A 19,684-nucleotide genomic window follows, 5' to 3' on the forward strand; every position below is an offset into this window, starting at 1 on the left:
ATCTTTGGTCTTGATAAATGACCGAGTAACTTTTCCCCATTGATACATCTAAAGCGACTACAAACTCCATCATTGTTCCTCTTTTCATTTAGCATTGAAAGGTCTTCACTTAATCATTCCGATTCTAATTTCCTCTACACGAGCTCAATGGCCCCAACATACTTAAACCTGATTCAGTAATGAAAGTGAAGAAGCTCGGTTTTTAATACGGATTCTAGATCCTTGAGGCTTAGGTCGAGCTTTCTTTCACCTCTCACTATACGCCTAAACGAAAAATAGTGGGTAAGATTCATCCGTCGATGATCTTACCCACTAATCTTAGTATGTTTTGGTTTTTTATTAGGTAAATTTCTTAGTTTAGCACTTTCACTAACTTTCCGACTGTTTCTTTCCTGCACCCTGTTTCTACATCATACACTACTTGTCCTCTTACAATCGTTTTTGTCACTCGACAAGCGATGGTTCGACCAACATAAGGAGAATAAGGGTTTTTATAGTACAAGTCTTCTTGTTGAAGCGTATAAGACGTCGTATCATCGAGAAAGAATAAATCGGCATCTTTCCCCACTGCCAGTTCCCCTTTTTGCTCAAGGTTAAATCGCTTAGCTGGTGTCGTAGCAATTAGTTTAGCAAAAGCTGAGGCTGACATCCCCCTTTTTTTCACAGCCTCGTCATACATGATGTCAATTGTATTCTGACAGCCAGTAATGCCTCCCCACGCTGTAAAAAAGTCTCCCTCTTTTAAATCGATTGTACATGGAGAGTGATCAGATGTTAACCAATCAATTTCTCCTCGTAGCAGACAATCCCATAATTTTGACACGTCTTCCTTTTTCCTAAGCGGTGGCTGGCACTTCGCTAGCGTTCCTAATTTGGGCAATTCTTCTGCAGAGAATACGAAATAATGCGGGCATGACTCAACGGTTACATCAAGCCCTTCTCTTTTTGCTTGTTGAATTTCAGCAATGGCTTCAGCTGACGAGATATGAACGAAATGAATGGCACAACCTGTCTCTCTTGAATACGCAATCGCTTTCTTTACAGCAAGTACCTCCGCTTCAATTGGTCTAGAAGCTAAGAATGCTTGCGCATCCTTTTTACCTTCAGAAATCAATTCCATTTCAAGTCGATCTGTTAGCGATGCATCTTCCGCATGTAAGCAAAGAATTTTTCCTTTTCGTGCTAAAATCTCCATCCCTTTTTTAAGGGTTGCATCATCTACATTGGAAAAATCACCTGGCTGACCTGACCCACACGTTGAGAGGAAACACTTAAACGCTATGACCTCTCGATCAGCCAGCGCCTCAATGTCAGCAAGATTTTCTGACGTTAAGCCACCATAAAAGCTGTAGTCGACTAAATTTTTCGTTTTAGCTCGATTTAATTTAAGCTGTAAATTGTCAATATTCGTTGTTGCTGGCAGTGCATTAAGAGGCATCTCCACATACGTTGTGACTCCACCAGCCGCTAATGCTTGACTACCTGTTTTAAACCCTTCCCATTCTGTTCGACCTGGCTCTGAAAAGTGAACATGCGTATCAATGCCACCAGGAAAAACAAGCTGCCCTTTTGCATCTATTGTTTTAGCTGCTGAATGGACAACACCAATCGTTTCGATTACACCATTTGTCATTCCAATATCCGTTTCTAAAATGCGGTCGTGTAAAACAACTCGACCACCACAGATTCGTAGATCAACCATTTTATTTACCTTCCTTCAACACTTAACCAGTCCACCCTGTTAATTGTGCATAAATTAAAAATACAATTCCCACACCCATGAAGATAAAGAATAACGGGCTAAAGAATTTCACCCACTTAGTCCAGCCGATACCAGCAATGACTAAAGCTGCCATAAAGTAACCTGATGTTGGGAACAAAATATGAGCAAAGCCATCACCAAATTGAAACGCTAAAATCGCCGTTTGGCGTGTTACCCCAAGCATATCTGCAAGAGGCGCCATAATAGGCATGGTCACCAGTGCTTGACCACTTCCAGACGGTATGAAGAAATTGATGAATAGTTGAACCGTCATCATACCGATTGCACTTAGCGTACTTGGTAAATGACCAACGAGATTACCTAGACCATATACAATCGTATCCATTATTTGTCCTTCTTCTAGTACAATTGCAACCGATCTAGCAATCCCTATAATGATGGCGCCCATTAACACTTCTCTGAAACCCTCTGTAAAAGCTTCACACACTTTTGTAAGGGATAATCCTGAAATAATTCCTACCAGAATGCCCATAAAAATAAACAAACCAGACATTTCAAGCATAAACCAACCGAGTTGCGTTACACCATATACAAGTATACCAAAGAAAATCGGTAATGTTGAAATCGCAACCAATTGCCGCTTCGTTGCACGTTTGGCAGGTTGCTTTAAGGCATCTTTATATTTGACTCGCTTTATTTCATCTTCCTCATGTGTATAGCTTTTTGATGGATCCTGCTTTATTTTCTTCGCATATCGCATGATATACAAACTTCCGATAAGGACAATAACGACTAACACAACCACTCGCAATCCAAAACCTGAGTAAGTCTCGAGTCCCGAAATTTGTTGGGAGATGCCAACAGTTCCTGGGTTCATCACACCTGCTGTAAACCCTAGCGCTGTTGAAATTAGCGCAATCCCTGCGGCTGTCATTGAATCATAGCCAAGTGAAATAAAAAGCGGAATTAACACGGGAATATAGACAAGAGACAGCTCAGGAGTGCCAATGGTTGTTGCAACGACTGCAAAGAGTGTCAACAATACCGGAATCACTGCAATGCTTTTATGTTGAAATTTTCTGGCTAATCGATCGACACCGATTTCAATAATTTCCGTTCTTCGCAGCACCATAAACATTCCACCGATGATAAAGGTAAAGAAAATAATTTCACTTGCACTAGCCATACCAACAGGAATTGCTAACATAAAATCCATAAATGAAACAGGAGACGCATCTACTGTCGTAAAGGAATTCGGATCAATGGACTCACGTCCATTTGGTCCTGGCACACGTTCAAATGAACCAGCTGGAATAAGATAAGTAAGCAACGCTGCTAACCCGCTAATAATAAACAGCAGCACATAGATATGAGGCATCCGATCTTTTTTCTTCTCTAATGGACTTGGCTTATGTATATTCTGACTTTTTGGTTGTTCCATCAAGTTATCCCCTCACTTTACTCGCTTCAGTTTTATTTCACCATCATACTGACGCACTAAAGAAAGGTCATTGGTTATAGTAGCTAAAAACAAAATATCAAATTAGATACCTTGTACAGTTCACTTCAAAAAATAAAGAAGAGGTTGTAAAAAAATACAGGCTTATTTGTTAGATTTTCTTACAACCTCTTACCATAAACGAAATAGAAACGTCATAGTTCTAGGTACAACGCTTCATACTTTCAGTTCAGCACGCACACGGTTTATGACGTTTCAAGTGTATGCTGAATGCGAAGTGCCAGTCGGAGATGCAACGTTGTATCTGGATCTTTTAAACTTTTCCCTAACAATTCTTCAATTTTCTCAAGTCGATAAATAATGGTGTTTCGATGTACATATAGACGTTTTGCCGTTTCAGAAATTTGACAATGTGTTTCAAGATAAACAGCCAATGTTTGAATGAGAGCCATCTCTGTCACACCAGGTTCAGTTAATTTCTTTAAATTAAAGTCACAAAATTCAACTAAATCCTCTTGGGGGATCATTCGTAGAAGTTTCTGAAGATCTTTTGCCTGATACCCTTGAACGAATTGGCGATTCCCAGATAATCGGCCAGAATGAAGGGCATTTAACGCTTCTTTATGTGCTTCTTGTACGTCCCAAAATTGGCGACATAGATGACTGTAGCCAAATGAAATGGATCGTTTAAAATGAAGAGTGACACGATCTTGAATCATTTCCAACGCAAACTCAATTGACTGCAATGATTCACCTGTTGTATCTCCCTCCTCCCCCTCTAATAAAATAAAGCACATCTCTCCTTTAATGAATAAGTGAGATTGAAATGGAAAAATCGATAATTCTTCTTCAACGAAGTCGAATACTTTCTCGCTCTCAATATGGTTGTCTTTAAAACCTAAATTTAATTCCTCTTGATCCAATCTTCCAGCAACACATTTATATGGACGATCGTTGTAGAGCCCAAATTCTTTTGCACGATTAATGACCTCTTCTTTTGATGCATATTGACCATTTAAATAGTGGAGAAAAAATTCATTTTTTGCTCGTTTCGTATATTGCTTTAATGCGTTTTCCTTCATTAACTCAAATGCAATGACATTCGTCGCTTGCTCCACAAGTAATACCGACTGACTCTCTTCATGTGAGAAAGAGCTTAGAATGACGAGAATTCCTTTTTTTGCTTTATCGGTGTAAACTGGAAATACAGTTACCGTCTTCGGATGATTCATTAACAATGTGAAGCTAGAATATCGGCTCCCCTCTGTAAAAAATGCATAGCCCATACGATGTAAATATTCCATACCGTTTACAACGGGACTGGAAGTGTTCGAAGACGATAATAGTTGACACCGTTCATTCATGAGCAAAACAGGGGAACCAACCAGCTGAGCGACATTTTCTAGTAAATGAGGTAACCCTTTCCCACTCACAATGTGATTTGAAAACGTTCGATGTGTATCAAGTGCTGTCTTTAGTTCGTTTGTACGTTGATCTAAAATGGCACTTAGCACTTGATTAGCAACAGAACTTAATCCTATTTGTTCTGGTAACGCAATAATGGAGAAATTTGTTTCATTTGCATAATCCAATACAACTGCTGGAATCTTGCCGAGAAAACGTTCTTGTTTTATGCCAAGACCAGCACAACCTTTTTCATTCATCGCTTTTACAAGTTCTAATAACCGTTCAGGTTTTCCTGCATAGTGATAAGCAGTAGTAACAAGCAAATCCCCATGTGTTAAATAATGAATAATATCAGGCGCATCCATCATTTTTACATTGCTTATGATTCGCGTCTTCCCTTGCATCCCTGCTACAATTCGCGCCTGTTTTAATTCTGGTAATTGAACAAACAGATCTATATTCATTTCCACTCTCCATTCTTTAGTTAACATGCACAATGGATTTCAATATAAATAGCAAATATTCCAATGCTTTATAAGTAACTTAACAGTACACTCAATTGTACAACGATTCAATCATTTTTTAATTTAAGCAAAGTGAGGCGACTATCATGGATACAGGGCAACTGACAGTATCGTTAACGACGATGATTGAAGATTTAGCCAAGATCGGTCAAACCGATGACGGTGGCGTCACGCGTTTACTTTACACAGACGAGTGGTTTCAAGCTCAACAAACGATTAAGAATTGGTTTGGAGAAAGAGGACTAACACCTTTTTTTGATGATATTGGTAATGTATATGGGCGTGTAGAAGGAACAAATAAAGAGGAACCTGTTGTCTTAACAGGCTCTCATATTGATACCGTTGTCAACGGCGGAAAGTATGACGGTGCCTATGGCGTTCTTGCTAGCTTAGTTGCTGTTTCTGAGTTAGTAAAAGAGCACGGTCAGCCAAATCGAACAATCGATGTGATTTCTTTTTGTGAAGAAGAAGGTAGCCGCTTCCCTCTAAACTTTTGGGGTTCTGGAAAATTAACAGGTATTCACGAGGGTAAAGACTATCATAACGTGCAAGATATTCAAGGCAAATCGTTTCTCGATGCCATGCATGGGAAAGGGTTTGGACTTGGTCATTTTCAAGAGCCGTTAAGGCAGGATTTAGCATGTTTTGTTGAACTGCATATTGAGCAAGGAGCTATTTTAGAAGATGCAGGCGAATCCCTCGGCATTGTTAAAAGCATCGTTGGGCAAAGACGCTTTATTTTTACTGTGACTGGTGAAAGCAATCATGCTGGTACTACTCCTATGAATAAGCGGAAAGATGCTATGAATATTGCGAGTCAACTCGTACATAAACTCATCCAAACAGGGCATGAGATGGATGAGCATTTCGTAGCGACGGTTGGTCAAATGACTGTCACTCCTAATACACCTAATGTTATTCCCGGAAAAGTGACTTTTACCCTTGATATTCGGCACCATCGTTCAGCAACGCTGGATGTGTACCATAAACAATTGAATACGTTCGTAGATGAACTGTCAGGCTCTGATGTCGCTATATCGGTTCAACAATATTCAGACGTCGTTCCAGTCGATATGGAAGAGTCCTTACAAGCAATTGCTCACGACTACGCACAGCATCAACAGTTAAGCTATCGCTATATGTATAGCGGCGCTGGTCACGATGCTCAAATACTTGGAGCTAAGGTACCTACTTGCTTGCTGTTTGTACCAAGTGTAAAGGGAATTAGTCACTCCCCTTATGAGTTTACCAACGAAAACGACTTGCACGTTGGTGTAAAAGCATTAAAGCATATCATCTATCAACTGGCTTACAATTAAGGAGAGAACACGATGAGTCAATTAGCGAAGCGAACCATTATGACGCCTGGCCCGGTAGAAGCTGAGCCACGTGTATTAAGAGCCATGAGTGCTCCAATATTAGGTCAATTCGATCCTGCATTTACCGAAATGATGAACGAAACAATGGACATGTTACGGGACTTGTTCCAAACAAAAAATCAATGGGCCTTCCCTATTGATGGTACTTCACGCTCTGGACTTGAGGCGGTTTTAACGAGTTTGATTGAGCCTGGTGATCGTGTATTTGTTCCTATATATGGTCGCTTCGGTCACTTACTTGTTGAAATTTGCGAACGGTTGGATGCATCCGTTCACACAATGGAATGCGAATGGGGCACCGTTTTTGATGAAAATGATGTTATAGAAGAGATTAGAAAAGTAAAACCAAAAATCGTTGCCTGTGTACATGGAGAAACATCTACTGGCTGTGTGATGCCCCTACAAAACATTGGGAAGACGTGTCGCGAAGAAGATTGCTTGTTCGTCGTTGACGCTGTCGCTACTATTGGCGGGGTTGAGTTTAAAGTCGATGACTGGTTAATTGACGCGGCCATTGGTGGAACACAAAAATGCCTATCAGTACCATCGGGTATGGCACCTATCACGTATAACAGTCGTGCCGAAGCGATTATTTCCAAGCGAAAAAAAGTTGAACGTGGCATTGCTACAGATCAAGATCAAACCACACCATTCTCAGGTTCTGTTATTCGAAGTAACTATTTTGACCTTAGTCAACTACAAGATTACTGGAGCCCAAGGCGATTAAATCATCATACAGAGGCAACATCGATGATTTATGGGCTGCATGAAGGGCTTCGTATTTTACTCGATGAAGGGTTAGAGAATCGATTTGAACGGCACATTTTCCATGAAAAAGCGCTAATGGCTGGAATAAAAGCGATGGGTCTTGATCTTTTTGTGGAACACGAATATAAATTGCCTGTCGTTACCTGTATAGCCGTTCCAAATGGCGTAGATGCTGACGCTGTTCGTTCATTTATGCTCACTCATTTCGGAGTCGAAATAGCAAGCTCATTTGGTCCATTGCATGGGAAAATCTGGCGTATTGGTTCAATGGGGTATAGTTGTCGAAAAGAAAATGTCCTTTTTGCGCTCTCAGCTCTTGAAGCAGCACTCCTCTATAAAGAAGTACCTGTTCATAGTGGTAAAGCCGTTCAAGCAGCACTCGCTTACTATGAAACAGCCGTAGCAAACGTTCATTCATAAAAAATGAGGCTGGGACATCACTAAAAGTAGTATTTGAAAAGACGAATAGTCTAAAAGATGCTGAGTAGCACCGCTACAGGAGAATCCTCCGCTTTCCGGGGACACGGCCTCAGCCTTCTCCGTGGAAAACCGCCACTCCAGAGTCTTCAGACACATGCTGATCCCCCAGGAGTCTTCGAATTCTCTTTTCATATAAAACAAATGACGAACGTTCCTATTTTCAGGAATGTTCGTCATTTTGGTCTGTTGATCTACTTTTGTTCAAGCCTCATCTTCCCTTTTTAATTTAACTGATCTTCCACTACTTCATTGAAAACTTCCCCTTCACCATCCTCATTAATCGAAATAATCTTTAAACGGCTTTCCTCTTTAATAAGGATTGATTTATAACGAGGCTCTTCTTCATCAGTGAAATAAAGGATGACCCGACTGCCACCACGATCATTTTGCATATCAACACGAGTAATGGTGTCATCTACTTCTTCTTGAACAATCGCAACTTCTGTCCACTCCTCATTAGATCCTTCAATCGTGTTCGTATGATCCTCCCCATCCAACGGTTGATTTTCATTTACCATTTCCTCATTTTGATTAACAGGCTCTTCTTCATTCGTTGTGTTACAAGCTGTTATTGCGACTACCGTCACAAGTGTCACGCTCATTGATGTCCAAATCTTCATGCTGATTAATTCCTTTCCTTTTAAGCTCCATCCTATTTTTACCCATTCGAGCTAAAGTCAAACAACCAATCATTTAAACACTATAAAACCCCTCCAATAAGTACCTATTGGAGGGATTATCGTTATTTAATCGCTTTTAATTCTTCTTTAAACTCTTTAAATCCTTGATCGACACGTTGGTCATTTTTCGTAAACTTACTGACAATAACAATCATTAGTGCAGCAATCATAAAGCCTGGTAATAATTCATAGACACGTTCATTCATACCAAGTAGTTGATACAAGTTTGTATTTGCCCAGACAATGACCATAACAGCACCTGAAAGCATTCCTGCCAACGCGCCCCATCTTGTCATCCCTTTCCAATATAAACTCAGAAGCATAACAGGACCAAATGCGGCACCAAAGCCCGCCCATGCGTAGCTAACAAGTTCTAAAATTGAACTATCCGGGTTCCAAGAGAGAGCTAACGCAATCAAAGCGACAACGAGAACAGCCCCTCTACCAAGGAAGATTAGTTCTCGATCTCCTGGTTTGCGTTTTAAAAACGTCTTATACAGATCTTCGGTTAAAGAGCTCGACGTGACAAGTAATTGAGACGAAATCGTACTCATCACTGCCGCTAAGATCGCACTAAAAATAAAGCCAATGATAAATGGATGGAACAGCATTTCACCAAGAACGACAAAAACAGTTTCGTGCTGACTTTCGTTATCAGGGTTAAGAAAAATTCCTTCGTTATTTAAATAAGCTCTTCCAACTAAGCCTGTCATCATGGCGCCGACAATGGATAAAATCATCCACGCCATCCCAATTCGGCGTGCCGGCTTTGCTTCTCTCGCTGTGCGAAGCGCCATAAAGCGCACGATAATATGAGGCTGACCAAAATAACCAAGTCCCCATGCAAGAGAACCAATGATCGTAACAACTGTGACGCCTCTAAAAATATCTAGTAATTGTGGGTCTATGCTCCGAACTTGATCAAATGTAGTGGTGACACCACCTACCTCAGCTAAGGCAAAAATAGGCACGAGTAATAAAGCAAGCATCATGGTACCACCTTGGACAACATCCGTCCAACTAACCGCTAGAAAACCACCAAACAGTGTGTAAAGAATCGTAACTCCAGCCACAATTAATAAGCTTATGTGATAGTCAATACCAAGCAAAGAATCAAATACACGACCACCTGATACCATTCCAGAAGAAACATAAATGGTAAAGAAGAAAATAATAATGAGTCCTGATAAAATTCGTAGCAATTTAGTTGAATCAATAAAACGATTTTCTAGAAAGGCAGGAATGGTGATAGAGTTATTAGCTGTTTCTGTATAGGTTCGGAGCCGCGGGGCTAAGAAAATCCAGTTTAAGTATGCGCCAATAATAAGACCTAACGCTAACCAACCTGCACCTAAACCTGTTAAGTACATTGAACCAGGTAATGCTAGCATCAACCAACCACTCATATCAGATGCCCCTGCACTTAGAGCAGCAACACCAGGAGAGAGCCCTCTCCCGCCTAATGTATAATCTGAGTGACTAGCTGTTTTTTTGTACCCATACCATCCTATTAAAATCATAATCAGTAAATAAATAATAATAGCCGCAATTATTTGCATTGAAATGTGAATCAACATCCTTTCTGAAAAAAAGAAACCACCTTATTCGCAAAAGGTTCGCTCTAACAAGATTACTTTTTGCTGTGCGTCAGCTGTCCATTGGTCTGTTAACTTTTCCCTAGAAGCACTGCATTATCATAGCATCCCTCCAACATAGAAATCGAACAGTTTGAACGCACATTATCTAGAATTAGAATGAACCTCTCTTACATACAACACCTCAGCTCTATGATTCTATTAAAAGCTTCAAATTCCTTCTTTATTCGTTCTTATACGCCTTTAAATGTTGAGATTGCTGTCTAAAAAACGACTTTTTTATCAAAACGTTAATATTCTCTTCGTTCAATATTATGTTATAATTATTAGTAAATTCTTTATAAGGAGAATCTGATGCAAAAACAAACACTTGTATTAGGTGAAAGATTGAGAACCATTCGAAAAATGAGAGGCTATACGCAAAGTGAATTAGCGAAAGGAATTTGTACACAAGGTGTAATTAGCAATATTGAGGGAAAAAACGGGAAAGAGAACCCCTCATCAAGCATCCTTTTTCAATTAAGCGAGCGCTTAGGTGTAACAATGAGTTATTTATATGGACAAGAAGAAAGTGCTTCTTTTGTAACGTCTAAGGATATTCGCCAGTCAGAAGTTAGCAAAATTATTAAAAATCTAAAAGCAAGGCGCGATTATGCTGCACTCAACTATATTATAGAAAATGAAAAGAACAAGTCCTCCCAATTATCAAATGCTGAAAAGCAATATTTATTATGGCATGAAGCTGTTTGTAGCTATTATGAAAGAAAAAGTGTTGATGAAGCGATTAGCCTATTTACACGCGCTCTTGATTTACAAACGACAAAGAAAAAAGCAGATTTAGTCCAGCGTGTAGAGATTGAATTAAGCTTAGGCAGTATTTATTACGAAGAAAATCATTATAGTGAAAGCGAATACATGTTACTCGCATGCTTAGAAAACATACAAGAATTAGAAACAGATTCTTCCGTCTATGAAGTCATGACAAAAATTCACTTTAACTTATCAAATATTTACAACCGAAAAGAAGAATATGAGAAAGCATTGCGTCATGCTGAAGCCGCATTAGATCTATCAGTGTCGAGCAATACTCTTACCTTATTAGGTGATGCTCTCTATCAAATCGGCTACACCAACTCCTTAATAGGAAATACACAGTTAGGTATTGATTATATTGAAAAATCACTTGTCATTGTTACCTTGCTGGATAATCAAAAGCTCGTATCCATTATTGAAAATACGTTAGCAAAATTGAAGCCCCATACATCGATAACATTAGATTAACTACGTAACATGAATAAGCCACCCAGTTTACTTTTGAACATGGGTGGCTTGATTAGAAACAGATGCTTTTTTAAATTGATAAACTCTTCTAGGTCTTCCTCGTCTTCCAGATTGCTCCTCCCCTGCCTGCTCAATGACGTCACCTTTTTCCAATGCATGTAGAATGCGTCTGGCATTTCGCTCCGTACTATTCAGCCAAGACGCCACATCCTGTGACGAAAAATACGTATAGGTTTGTTGAGAGACTTTTGCATAGAGACGAGAAATAGTTGCAGGGCTAACGGCGATGTTTGAGACATCTTGACCGAGTTGAACTTGCTGATAATGAAGAGTTTCTTCATTTCGTTTCGCCTCTGATACATGCTTTTCTTCATCAACTAACACAATCATCTCATCTTCTGCTTGCTTACTGTAATCAATCGCAACTTGCACGTGCTTAGATGCAGCAAGAGCAGTTCGACCATAGCCAACACCCAAATAAACCGTGAGTTTGGCCGCCTGTTTAATATCCTCAATGATTTCATATGGCCACCCTTGGTTTTCAATCTCACCACGGGTTGTAAATATTTCAAAATAGCCATTTCCAAGCTCTAAGAAGGACCCTTGTAAAGACTCTGCATAGTCTAGCAGTCTTTTTCTGACGAGTAGCTCCTGATGCTTTAATTTATACGAATAAGCAATTTCCTTCTGCTCTGTTTGGGAAAATGAAACAAGGACACCTACAACTGCAATTTGAGCTTTTTTTACATGTAAAAAATTTACCCGTTCTTGAATCCTGCCTAAAATATTTCGTGTCACTGGTTCAGCAGGCTTAATCCGATAACACGGAATTCCTAACTGCTTTAGTGCACGATAGACCCCTCTTAAACACGTTAAAGCGAGGGTGGCTTTTCCAGTGATAAAGGCTTCTTTATGAAAGGCAATCAATTTGTCCTCTTCTACATAATCAGGATAATCAAATAGCGTAATCGACAAATGAGATAAGGAAAACTCTTCTATTAACCAGTTTGTATATTCAGGTGAGACAGTGTCTAAGCTGACATGAGTATGATTTTGTTCTGTGTGGTAAAAAGCTTTCAAAAATGTCCCTAATAGGCTCGATCCCTCGTGGGGAACGAACCATGCGTTTTCTTTTATAATCAATCCTTTTTGTAAACATAAGGAAAAAGGAGCTTGTCCAGAAAATAACCATTGATCAATTGTGACAGTGGTCTGATTTAAGCAAGTCGGGGCTTCTTCGAGCTCTTTATAAATAATTGGGACAGCAGTAAAATTTGGGTATTCTTTAATAATCCGTTGCATTTGTTGTACAGAATCTTTTGGCCCAACTAAACCAATCTGCGTTGTCATACCATTCCTTCTTTCACATTAAGGCTTATCCAACCTATTCAACGACTAGATGAGCAAGCGCACTAACCGCAACGAGTAAGGCATCCTCGTCAAAATCAAATTGCTTATGATGGTGCCCCGCAGCAAGCGGTGTCCCAAAAATCATATAGCATGCAGATCCACCTTGTTCCTGAACATGACGCATCATATACGTTACATCCTCTGAACCATTTAAAGGCATCCGATCTTTTACTTCGTTAATAAACTGACTGGATTGAGTCACATTCGGAATTTTATCAAGAAAATACTTATCTGTTTCCGCTGCAAGCCCTTCTCCAACAATAGCATACTCTAGCGCTACATCGTACATATGAGCCGCACCTTCTAAACGACGAATGGCTTCCTCTTTCATATACGCATTTTCAATAGAAGACTTCCCTCTCGTTTCAAGCTGTAAGAACGCTTCACCTGGAACGATATTTCTTCCACTGCCTGCATCAAAGCGTCCTACATTTAAACGAGTTTCTCCTTCACCATGTGGCGCAATACCATGCAAGTTTAGAACGGCTGCTGCTGCTGCGAGCATTGCATTTTTCCCTTTATGAGGTTCCATTCCGGCGTGAGCCGTTTTTCCAGTGAAACGAGCGTCAATTTTTGTTGTCGCTAATATATTGGTTGCACCAGAGACCAGCGTCCCAACAGGCTGAGAACGTATACCAAGATGTCCACTTAGGAAAAAATCTACACCGTTTAGCCAACCGTTTTCAACAACTGCTTTCGCGCCTCTGCTACCTTCTTCAGCTGGTTGAAAAATAAGGGTATACGTTCCTGATAAACGCTCTTTCAACGTTGATAGAAACGTTGCTATTCCTAGACCAATCGCTGCATGCCCGTCATGGCCGCACGCGTGCATCATACCATCGTTACGGGAGCGAAAGCCGTTATTCGCAGGGATATGTGCATGTGATACCTCTTCTTCAATCGGTAGCGCATCAATATCAAATCGCATGGCTGTATGAGGACCATCTTTTTCTGTTTCGAGTACAGCAACGACACCTGTAAAACCGTTTTTCATTGTTTCAAGAAAAGCCGTTGGTACTCCATTTTTTAACGCTCGTTCTTCATGTTGTGCCAATTCTTTTTCACTCGGAACTCCAAAGCGTGCTTCCTCGTTCATTACTGCTCGACCAGTATGAAGCGTAAAGCCAAGCCCTTCCAACTTTCGGAAAATGTAATAAGTGGTTTCGTACTCACAGAAACCGACTTCGGCGATCTTATGCATCTCTTGGCGCCATGTTTTAATGTCTAATTCATTTTGTTTTACCCATTGATCAATCTCGTTTCTCATCTGCTAGCTCTCCTCTCCTTTGAGTTGCTCTAAAGCCGTAACTGCCGTTGTAGCCATTAAATTAACACCATATACAAGTGCTTCTTCATCGATGTCAAAAGACGCATCGTGAAGCGGACTTTGAACAGGTCTCTCCTTAATGGCAGTCCCTAACCAGAAATACGCACCTGGGTATGTTTGTAAAAAACGGCCAAAATCTTCACCTGCAAGGCTCGGATCTACATCTGGTGCTGCTGCCTCGCCGAATAACTGTCTTGCTTGTTCTCTAACGTGATTAGCCCATTTACTTGTATTAATAGTTGAGACATACCCTTTCTGATAGGTTACTGACGCTTTCGCACCGAGACCTGCTGCGACCTGTTCAACAAGGCTCACTAATCGTTTTTCAACCTGTTCACGCACGGACAATGACAGCGTTCGAACGGTTCCTTCTAACACCACTTCTCTTGCAATCACATTGTACCGATCTCCACCAGTCATTTTGCCGATTGTAATAACAGCGGAATCAAGGGGATTTACGTTCCGGCTTACGATCGTTTGTAAGCTCGACATCAATTGATTGGCTACAACAATAGCATCAACGGTTTGATGTGGCATACTGGCGTGTCCAGCTTTACCATTAATGACAATTGTAAACCGATCAGAGTTACCCATCATTGCTCCATCTCGTACACCAATCTGGCCAACAGGTAAATCTGGCCAAACATGCTGGCCGAAGATAGCATCTGGCTTCCACTGTAGAAACGCTGGATCTTCCATCATTGCTTGCGCACCACCAATAGGAGCATCTTCCTCTGCCGGTTGAAACAATAATAAAACGGTTCCTTCTATTTCCCTTTTATTCTCTTGCAGAGTGATTCCCGTTCCTAATAACATCGCTGTATGAGCATCATGACCACATGCGTGCATGACTCGCTCTTTCGTTGATCGATAGGGAACGTCGTTTGTTTCACGAATTGGAAGGGCATCCATATCTGCGCGAAGAGCAACCGTCTTGCCTGGTTTCTCTCCTTTAATAATACCAATAACCCCATAACTTGCTTTCATGGATTCATAGGCAATTCCTGCATCGTCCAAGACACGGCAAACAAATGCCCGTGTCTCTTTCTCTTCATGACTTAATTCAGGATATTGATGAAGGTGACGTCGCCACTCAATAACTTGCTCTTGAATAGCTGTCGCTGATTTGTAGAACATCTCTTCTCTCCTCTTTTCATGCGCTATCCTTTATAGTCTGTTACACCAGGTCCAATTGGCAACCCAAACCATGTCCAAACGAGGAACAGCACGATCCAAAGCCCCAAAATAACAAGCGTATATGGAAGCATAATCGAAAATAATGTCCCGAAGCCTGAACGTGAATCATACTTTTTCATAAACGCAAGAACCATTGGCACATAAGGATTCATTGGCGTAATAACACTCGTTGATGAATCACCAATCCGGTAGGCTAACTGAACAAGCGCAGGATGGTAGTCTAATAGCATAAACATCGGTATGAAAACAGGAGCCATGAGCGCCCATTGAGCCGACCCACTAAAAATAAATAAATTCAATAATGTTGTTAAAAAGATAAAAGCAACGAGTACGCCTATACCGGTCATATTGATGCTTTCTAAAAATTCCGCACCACTTACAGCAATCCAGACGCCAATATTGCTCCAATCAAAATAAGCAATAAATTGAGCTGCTGCAAAAATTAAGACAATATAACCTGCCATACTTTTAATCGCCTCCGCCATCATTTCTGGCACATCACGAGTGGACTTAATCACGCCAGCTGCCACCCCATAAGCAATCGACACGGTTAAAAATAAGAACAAAATAATAGGAACAATGTTGCTAATAAATGGCGAAGGAACAATGCTTCCTCCCTCACCTCGGAGAATACCACTTTCTGGAACAATTAAGAATGAGACCAACGCTAAATACACAAATCCGGTAAAAACAGCGATAAGCAATGCTTTCGTTTCTTTTGGACCTACTTTTTCTAGTTCTTGATCAACGTATTCTTTCGCTCCGAATGCAGGATTGAATTTTCCAAGCCTTGGTTCGATGACTCTTTCTGTAATAAGTGTACAGATGATTATAAGCATAATGGATGAAATAAACATAAAGAAGTAGTTATCGGTCATATGAACGACCATATTAGGATCCATGGTTTGAACGACTTCTGTGGAAATACCAGATAAAAGGACATCCGTGCCTGCAGGAAGGAAGTTTGCCGTAAAGCCTGCGCCTACTCCAGCAAAACCTGCAGCCATACCCGCTAAAGGATGTCGACCGATCGCATAAAAGATCATCGCACCAAGGGGTGGAACAAGTACATATGCCGCATCTGAGGCGATGTTTCCTATAATCCCAGTTGTCACAACAGCAACTGTTACCAACTTTGCTGGTGCCTTTAAAATGGTGCTTTTAATAAACGTTTCGACTAGTCCGACTTGTTGCGCAAGACCGATTCCAAGCATCATTGTCAGCACGAGCCCTAGTGGCGTAAAGCCAATAAAGTTTGAAATCATCGAATCTAGTATGTACATAAATCCATCTGCTGACACAAGACTATTAACCGTCGTTTCCTCACCTGTTCCAGGATGAATAAACGAAACACCTAGACTTGCAATGAACCACGAAAAAAGAATTACAGCTACCGCTAAGTATAAGAATAACATAAACGGATGTGGTAGCTTATTTCCGACTCGCTCTACTGTATCAAGCAATCTTGAGCCAAACGTTTTGTTCTGTCTTAAATCATTCATTTTTTACACCACCATTTTCGGACATGTCTTTTTATATTCCTTAAATCTTAAAATTGAATATAGCACTTTTTGTCGAATATGTCTTTAAAAAAATCAGAAAATCTTCCATAGAATATAAAAAGTCTGATTAATGAAGGAAAAAATAGAGCATGTTGCTGTTCTTACTTGTAGTACTTAAACAACCTGAACTAAAAAGACGCCTCCTCTGTAGAAGCGCCTACTAAAACTCTCTCTATGAAAATTGCATTTCTTTAAAAATATGATGCAACGCAAGTCTTGCAGCCCCAAGGGATGGGCCTTTTTCTTTCCAATACGATTTCTCTAACTGGATTGGCACATTTGTTGTTTTCTCCAGCTCATTTAAGACTTTCAGCATATATTGGAAAAATTGATCTTGCTTTGCAACCCAACCATTCACTAGTACCTTTTCTGGCTGAAGCAACAAAGCATAGTTGCAGAGCAACGTAACAATGTCATGGGCCATTCGCTTTGCTTCACTGTGAAAGGGTTCCTCCATGTCTACAAAAGCTCGATGAAAAAAGTGATCGATGACAGCATCATTTTCTAGGATATGAGCACACTCCTTAGAATGACGGTCTCGGATACCTTTTGATAGGTTGTGAATGGAATACATATTAAGAGGGTGAAAAATCGATTCTTCTTCTGAAAAATCACTTGCCAAAATAGAGTTACCCGTTTCTCCAGTATTATAAATTTCATTTCGCAAGATAATACCGGTGCCGACACCTTGACTAAGTAAGGTATACACTAAACTATGACACCCAACTGCTTGCCCGCTATATTGTTCTGCAAATGCAGCTGCATTAACATCATTGACAAGATGAACCGGGACTTTAAAGGCATTCGTCACAAGATCAAATAATGGGTAATTTCTCACATTCAAGTTATAGGAAAAGACAATTTTTTTACGCTCTTCATCAAGTATTCCAGGCAATGATAAGCCTATCCCTTTTATGTGATCCCGTTCAATTTGATGTTTTGTAATAAATGCTTCCAATAAATGAGGTAGATCCGATAGCCCCTCACCTGACAATTCGTTCATTCGCTCCGTCGTCAACAATTCACCACGTAAATTTAGCAATGTTAATTCAGTTGCGAAACTAAGATCTACCCCTATGACGACACCACCGTACGCGTTAATTTCCAGTAAAGTTGCCTTTCTTCCTACCCCTTCTCCAACAGAACCTGTTTCAACTAAGGTTCCGTCAAGTAAGCTCTCTTCTATTAATGAAGAAACCGTTGTAGGGCTTAGGCCTGTTTTTTGAACAAGGTCTGTTCTGGAAATTGGCGCAAGATGATTAATCAGATTTAATAGTTTTGATTTATTAAACTGTTTTAACAATTTTTGATTCCCTTGCCTCGCTTGCATCTAACTCCACTCCATTCCTTACCGTTCTAACTGTATCTAAGCGAAAAAGCCTCCATACTAGAATCCCCTGTTGAACAAATGAGCATAACTGTTTGTTCATTAGGAATGACATCTAGATCATACGGATCACGCAATACAAGTACGATACAGTCTTTATGGTGTAACCGATGCAAGAGCGTTTGCTGTTCATGAAATAAATGAGCATTAACGGTGCCTATGATGACAACATCTTTCGCATCGACTTTCTTTACGATTTGATCAATCTCTTGATTCGTTGGTCTTAATGATAGCGAAAAGGTTTCTACTTGTAAATCAACGAGTTTATTTTCTAATGTCACTCGTTTCCCTTCGGTTGAATCTGCAGGTGTTAGTGCTTCAAGATTAGGTAAAATTAGAGCATAAGAGAGATCTTTTTTTAAAGGAAGCAGCTTTTTTGGATCACGATCAAGATGAAGGCTTTCTTTTGAAAGCTCAATGGCTTTTTCTTTCCACAGATGTTCTGGTATTGGTACTGCCTTCTTGCGGTACGTTTGAATAGCCTTCTTTAATGAAGTTAATCGTGCAAGAGACTCATCTATTCGTTCCTCTTGAATTCTACCTGTTTCTACCGCTTCTACTAGCCCATTAAACACTTCTTGCTGGAACGATGGAGAGTGACAAATTAAGAGCTGGTCTACCCCAGCTTCAATCGCAAGTACGCCAATATCTTTTGCAGGAAAATGATCTTTAATTGCACTCATCTCCATGTCGTCTGTACAAATAACCCCTTTAAAACCAAGCTTATTACGAAGAATGTCTGTCATCCAATAATGGGACATTGTTGCTGGCAAGCCGTTGGACTGGGGAATTTGATCATAAATAACATGGCTAACCATAACGGCATCGACACCTGCTTTAATGGCTCGTTCAAATGGCGGGATTAACTTATTGAACAGATCTTCCTCACTTAAACTACAGACAACAGAACCTAGATGAGAATCTGCCTCTGTCTCTCCATGACCTGGAAAATGTTTAGCTGTTGCCGCTACCCCAGCTTCATGTATTCCTTGTATGTACTTAGCTCCATATTCACTAACAAGCTCCGTATCCTCACCGTAGCTTCGAACACCGATAACAGAATTCTTACGATTCGTATTCACATCTAAAATAGGCGCCCAATCAATGGCAATGCCACATGCATTCATCATGCTACCTAATAACTTGCCATTTTTATATGCAAGTTCAGGATTATGTTTTAACCCTAGAGCACGATTTCCTGGTACTGAGGGGTAGAATCGATCTAGGGTAGACAGGGTTCCCCCTTCTTCATCAAGCGCCATTAGAAATGGATGTTCGTACCCTTTCTGTTTGTAAAAATGCTGCACATCGCGAAAGAGTGCTAGTAACTGCTCTTTATGCTCAATATTATAGGGGTAAATACTCATACCCCCAAACGGCAATTCATCAAAACGCTGATGAAACGTTTGATCAATGGTATTACTTGGAGCACCCATTGAGAACAACATACCTACCTTTTCACGTATCGTTAAACGTTTCACTACTCTCGTCTCCATATCTACTCC

Annotated in this window: 14 protein-coding genes; 3 read left to right on the top strand and 11 right to left on the bottom strand. The window is 40.3% G+C overall.

Going from position 1 to position 19,684, the window contains the following annotated elements; genetic code table 11:
* Positions 1-352 precede the first annotated feature (352 nt).
* From allB to BK583_RS11650, 3 genes are all read right to left on the bottom strand, one after another.
* Positions 353-1,702, bottom strand: coding sequence for an allantoinase AllB (gene allB, locus BK583_RS11640; RefSeq protein ID WP_055735873.1), 1,350 nt, complete (start codon positions 1,700-1,702; stop codon positions 353-355).
* A 22-nt stretch (positions 1,703-1,724) separates the two neighbouring features.
* Positions 1,725-3,164, bottom strand: coding sequence for a YfcC family protein (locus BK583_RS11645; protein ID WP_038479507.1), 1,440 nt, complete (start codon positions 3,162-3,164; stop codon positions 1,725-1,727).
* 263 nt (positions 3,165-3,427) lie between these two features.
* Positions 3,428-5,053 carry a PucR family transcriptional regulator gene (locus BK583_RS11650; protein WP_055735874.1) on the bottom strand — a complete coding sequence of 542 codons (1,626 nt, stop codon included), beginning with the start codon at positions 5,051-5,053 and terminating at the stop codon, positions 3,428-3,430.
* A gap of 146 nt (positions 5,054-5,199) precedes the next feature.
* Between BK583_RS11650 and allC the strand changes: the two genes are divergently transcribed.
* Positions 5,200-6,432, top strand: a complete 1,233-nt coding sequence (gene allC / locus BK583_RS11655) for an allantoate deiminase (RefSeq protein WP_055735875.1) — start codon at positions 5,200-5,202, stop codon at positions 6,430-6,432.
* A 12-nt stretch (positions 6,433-6,444) separates the two neighbouring features.
* Positions 6,445-7,680, top strand: a complete 1,236-nt coding sequence (locus BK583_RS11660; protein ID WP_055735876.1) for a pyridoxal-phosphate-dependent aminotransferase family protein — start codon at positions 6,445-6,447, stop codon at positions 7,678-7,680.
* A 281-nt stretch (positions 7,681-7,961) separates the two neighbouring features.
* On the opposite strand, the gene BK583_RS11665 is transcribed toward BK583_RS11660, so the two are convergent.
* Together BK583_RS11665 and putP are read right to left on the bottom strand one after the other, a co-directional pair.
* Positions 7,962-8,360 carry a hypothetical protein gene (locus tag BK583_RS11665; protein ID WP_055735877.1) on the bottom strand — a complete coding sequence of 133 codons (399 nt, stop codon included), beginning with the start codon at positions 8,358-8,360 and terminating at the stop codon, positions 7,962-7,964.
* Between the two features lie 122 nt (positions 8,361-8,482).
* Complete coding sequence (putP, locus tag BK583_RS11670) at positions 8,483-9,979, bottom strand: sodium/proline symporter PutP (protein WP_055736066.1); 1,497 nt, start codon at positions 9,977-9,979, stop codon at positions 8,483-8,485.
* 390 nt (positions 9,980-10,369) lie between these two features.
* Between putP and BK583_RS11675 the strand changes: the two genes are divergently transcribed.
* The gene (locus tag BK583_RS11675) at positions 10,370-11,296 is read left to right on the top strand and encodes an RNPP family C-terminal domain-containing protein (protein WP_055735878.1); all 927 of its coding nucleotides are present in this window, start codon (positions 10,370-10,372) and stop codon (positions 11,294-11,296) included.
* A 27-nt stretch (positions 11,297-11,323) separates the two neighbouring features.
* On the opposite strand, the gene BK583_RS11680 is transcribed toward BK583_RS11675, so the two are convergent.
* The 6 genes from BK583_RS11680 to nagZ all read right to left on the bottom strand — a co-directional run bounded on the left by BK583_RS11680 (position 11,324) and on the right by nagZ (position 19,675).
* Positions 11,324-12,646 carry a hypothetical protein gene (locus BK583_RS11680; RefSeq protein ID WP_055735879.1) on the bottom strand — a complete coding sequence of 441 codons (1,323 nt, stop codon included), beginning with the start codon at positions 12,644-12,646 and terminating at the stop codon, positions 11,324-11,326.
* A gap of 34 nt (positions 12,647-12,680) precedes the next feature.
* Entirely contained in the window at positions 12,681-13,973 is a 1,293-nt protein-coding gene (locus BK583_RS11685; protein WP_055735880.1) for an amidohydrolase, read from the bottom strand.
* Positions 13,974-13,976: 3 nt separating this feature from the next.
* Positions 13,977-15,170 carry a M20 metallopeptidase family protein gene (locus tag BK583_RS11690; protein WP_055735881.1) on the bottom strand — a complete coding sequence of 398 codons (1,194 nt, stop codon included), beginning with the start codon at positions 15,168-15,170 and terminating at the stop codon, positions 13,977-13,979.
* Between the two features lie 23 nt (positions 15,171-15,193).
* Positions 15,194-16,732: an AbgT family transporter gene (locus BK583_RS11695; protein ID WP_055735882.1), complete on the bottom strand. Its 1,539-nt coding sequence runs from the start codon at positions 16,730-16,732 to the stop codon at positions 15,194-15,196.
* Positions 16,733-16,964: 232 nt separating this feature from the next.
* Complete coding sequence (locus BK583_RS11700) at positions 16,965-18,122, bottom strand: ROK family protein (protein ID WP_055735883.1); 1,158 nt, start codon at positions 18,120-18,122, stop codon at positions 16,965-16,967.
* Between the two features lie 26 nt (positions 18,123-18,148).
* A complete protein-coding gene (gene nagZ / locus BK583_RS11705; protein ID WP_055735884.1) occupies positions 18,149-19,675 on the bottom strand; it encodes a beta-N-acetylhexosaminidase in 1,527 nt (508 codons plus the stop codon).
* Positions 19,676-19,684 lie beyond the last annotated feature (9 nt).

The sequence above is a fragment of the Shouchella oshimensis genome (assembly GCF_002019765.1).
GTDB classification, from domain to species: Bacteria; Bacillota; Bacilli; order Bacillales; family Bacillaceae_D; genus Shouchella; species Shouchella oshimensis.

What these genes read in the sequence shown, in the direction of transcription:
- putP (WP_055736066.1), bottom strand. Translation starts at nt 9,979, where the DNA reads ATGCAAATAATTGCGGCTATTATTATTTATTTACTGATTATGATTTTA.
- BK583_RS11685 (WP_055735880.1), bottom strand. Translation starts at nt 13,973, where the DNA reads ATGAGAAACGAGATTGATCAATGGGTAAAACAAAATGAATTAGACATT.
- BK583_RS11665 (WP_055735877.1), bottom strand. Translation starts at nt 8,360, where the DNA reads ATGAAGATTTGGACATCAATGAGCGTGACACTTGTGACGGTAGTCGCA.
- BK583_RS11700 (WP_055735883.1), bottom strand. Translation starts at nt 18,122, where the DNA reads ATGCAAGCGAGGCAAGGGAATCAAAAATTGTTAAAACAGTTTAATAAA.
- BK583_RS11680 (WP_055735879.1), bottom strand. Translation starts at nt 12,646, where the DNA reads ATGACAACGCAGATTGGTTTAGTTGGGCCAAAAGATTCTGTACAACAA.
- BK583_RS11690 (WP_055735881.1), bottom strand. Translation starts at nt 15,170, where the DNA reads ATGTTCTACAAATCAGCGACAGCTATTCAAGAGCAAGTTATTGAGTGG.
- allC (WP_055735875.1), top strand. Translation starts at nt 5,200, where the DNA reads ATGGATACAGGGCAACTGACAGTATCGTTAACGACGATGATTGAAGAT.
- nagZ (WP_055735884.1), bottom strand. Translation starts at nt 19,675, where the DNA reads ATGGAGACGAGAGTAGTGAAACGTTTAACGATACGTGAAAAGGTAGGT.
- BK583_RS11650 (WP_055735874.1), bottom strand. Translation starts at nt 5,053, where the DNA reads ATGAATATAGATCTGTTTGTTCAATTACCAGAATTAAAACAGGCGCGA.
- BK583_RS11695 (WP_055735882.1), bottom strand. Translation starts at nt 16,732, where the DNA reads ATGAATGATTTAAGACAGAACAAAACGTTTGGCTCAAGATTGCTTGAT.
- BK583_RS11645 (WP_038479507.1), bottom strand. Translation starts at nt 3,164, where the DNA reads ATGGAACAACCAAAAAGTCAGAATATACATAAGCCAAGTCCATTAGAG.
- BK583_RS11660 (WP_055735876.1), top strand. Translation starts at nt 6,445, where the DNA reads ATGAGTCAATTAGCGAAGCGAACCATTATGACGCCTGGCCCGGTAGAA.
- allB (WP_055735873.1), bottom strand. Translation starts at nt 1,702, where the DNA reads ATGGTTGATCTACGAATCTGTGGTGGTCGAGTTGTTTTACACGACCGC.
- BK583_RS11675 (WP_055735878.1), top strand. Translation starts at nt 10,370, where the DNA reads ATGCAAAAACAAACACTTGTATTAGGTGAAAGATTGAGAACCATTCGA.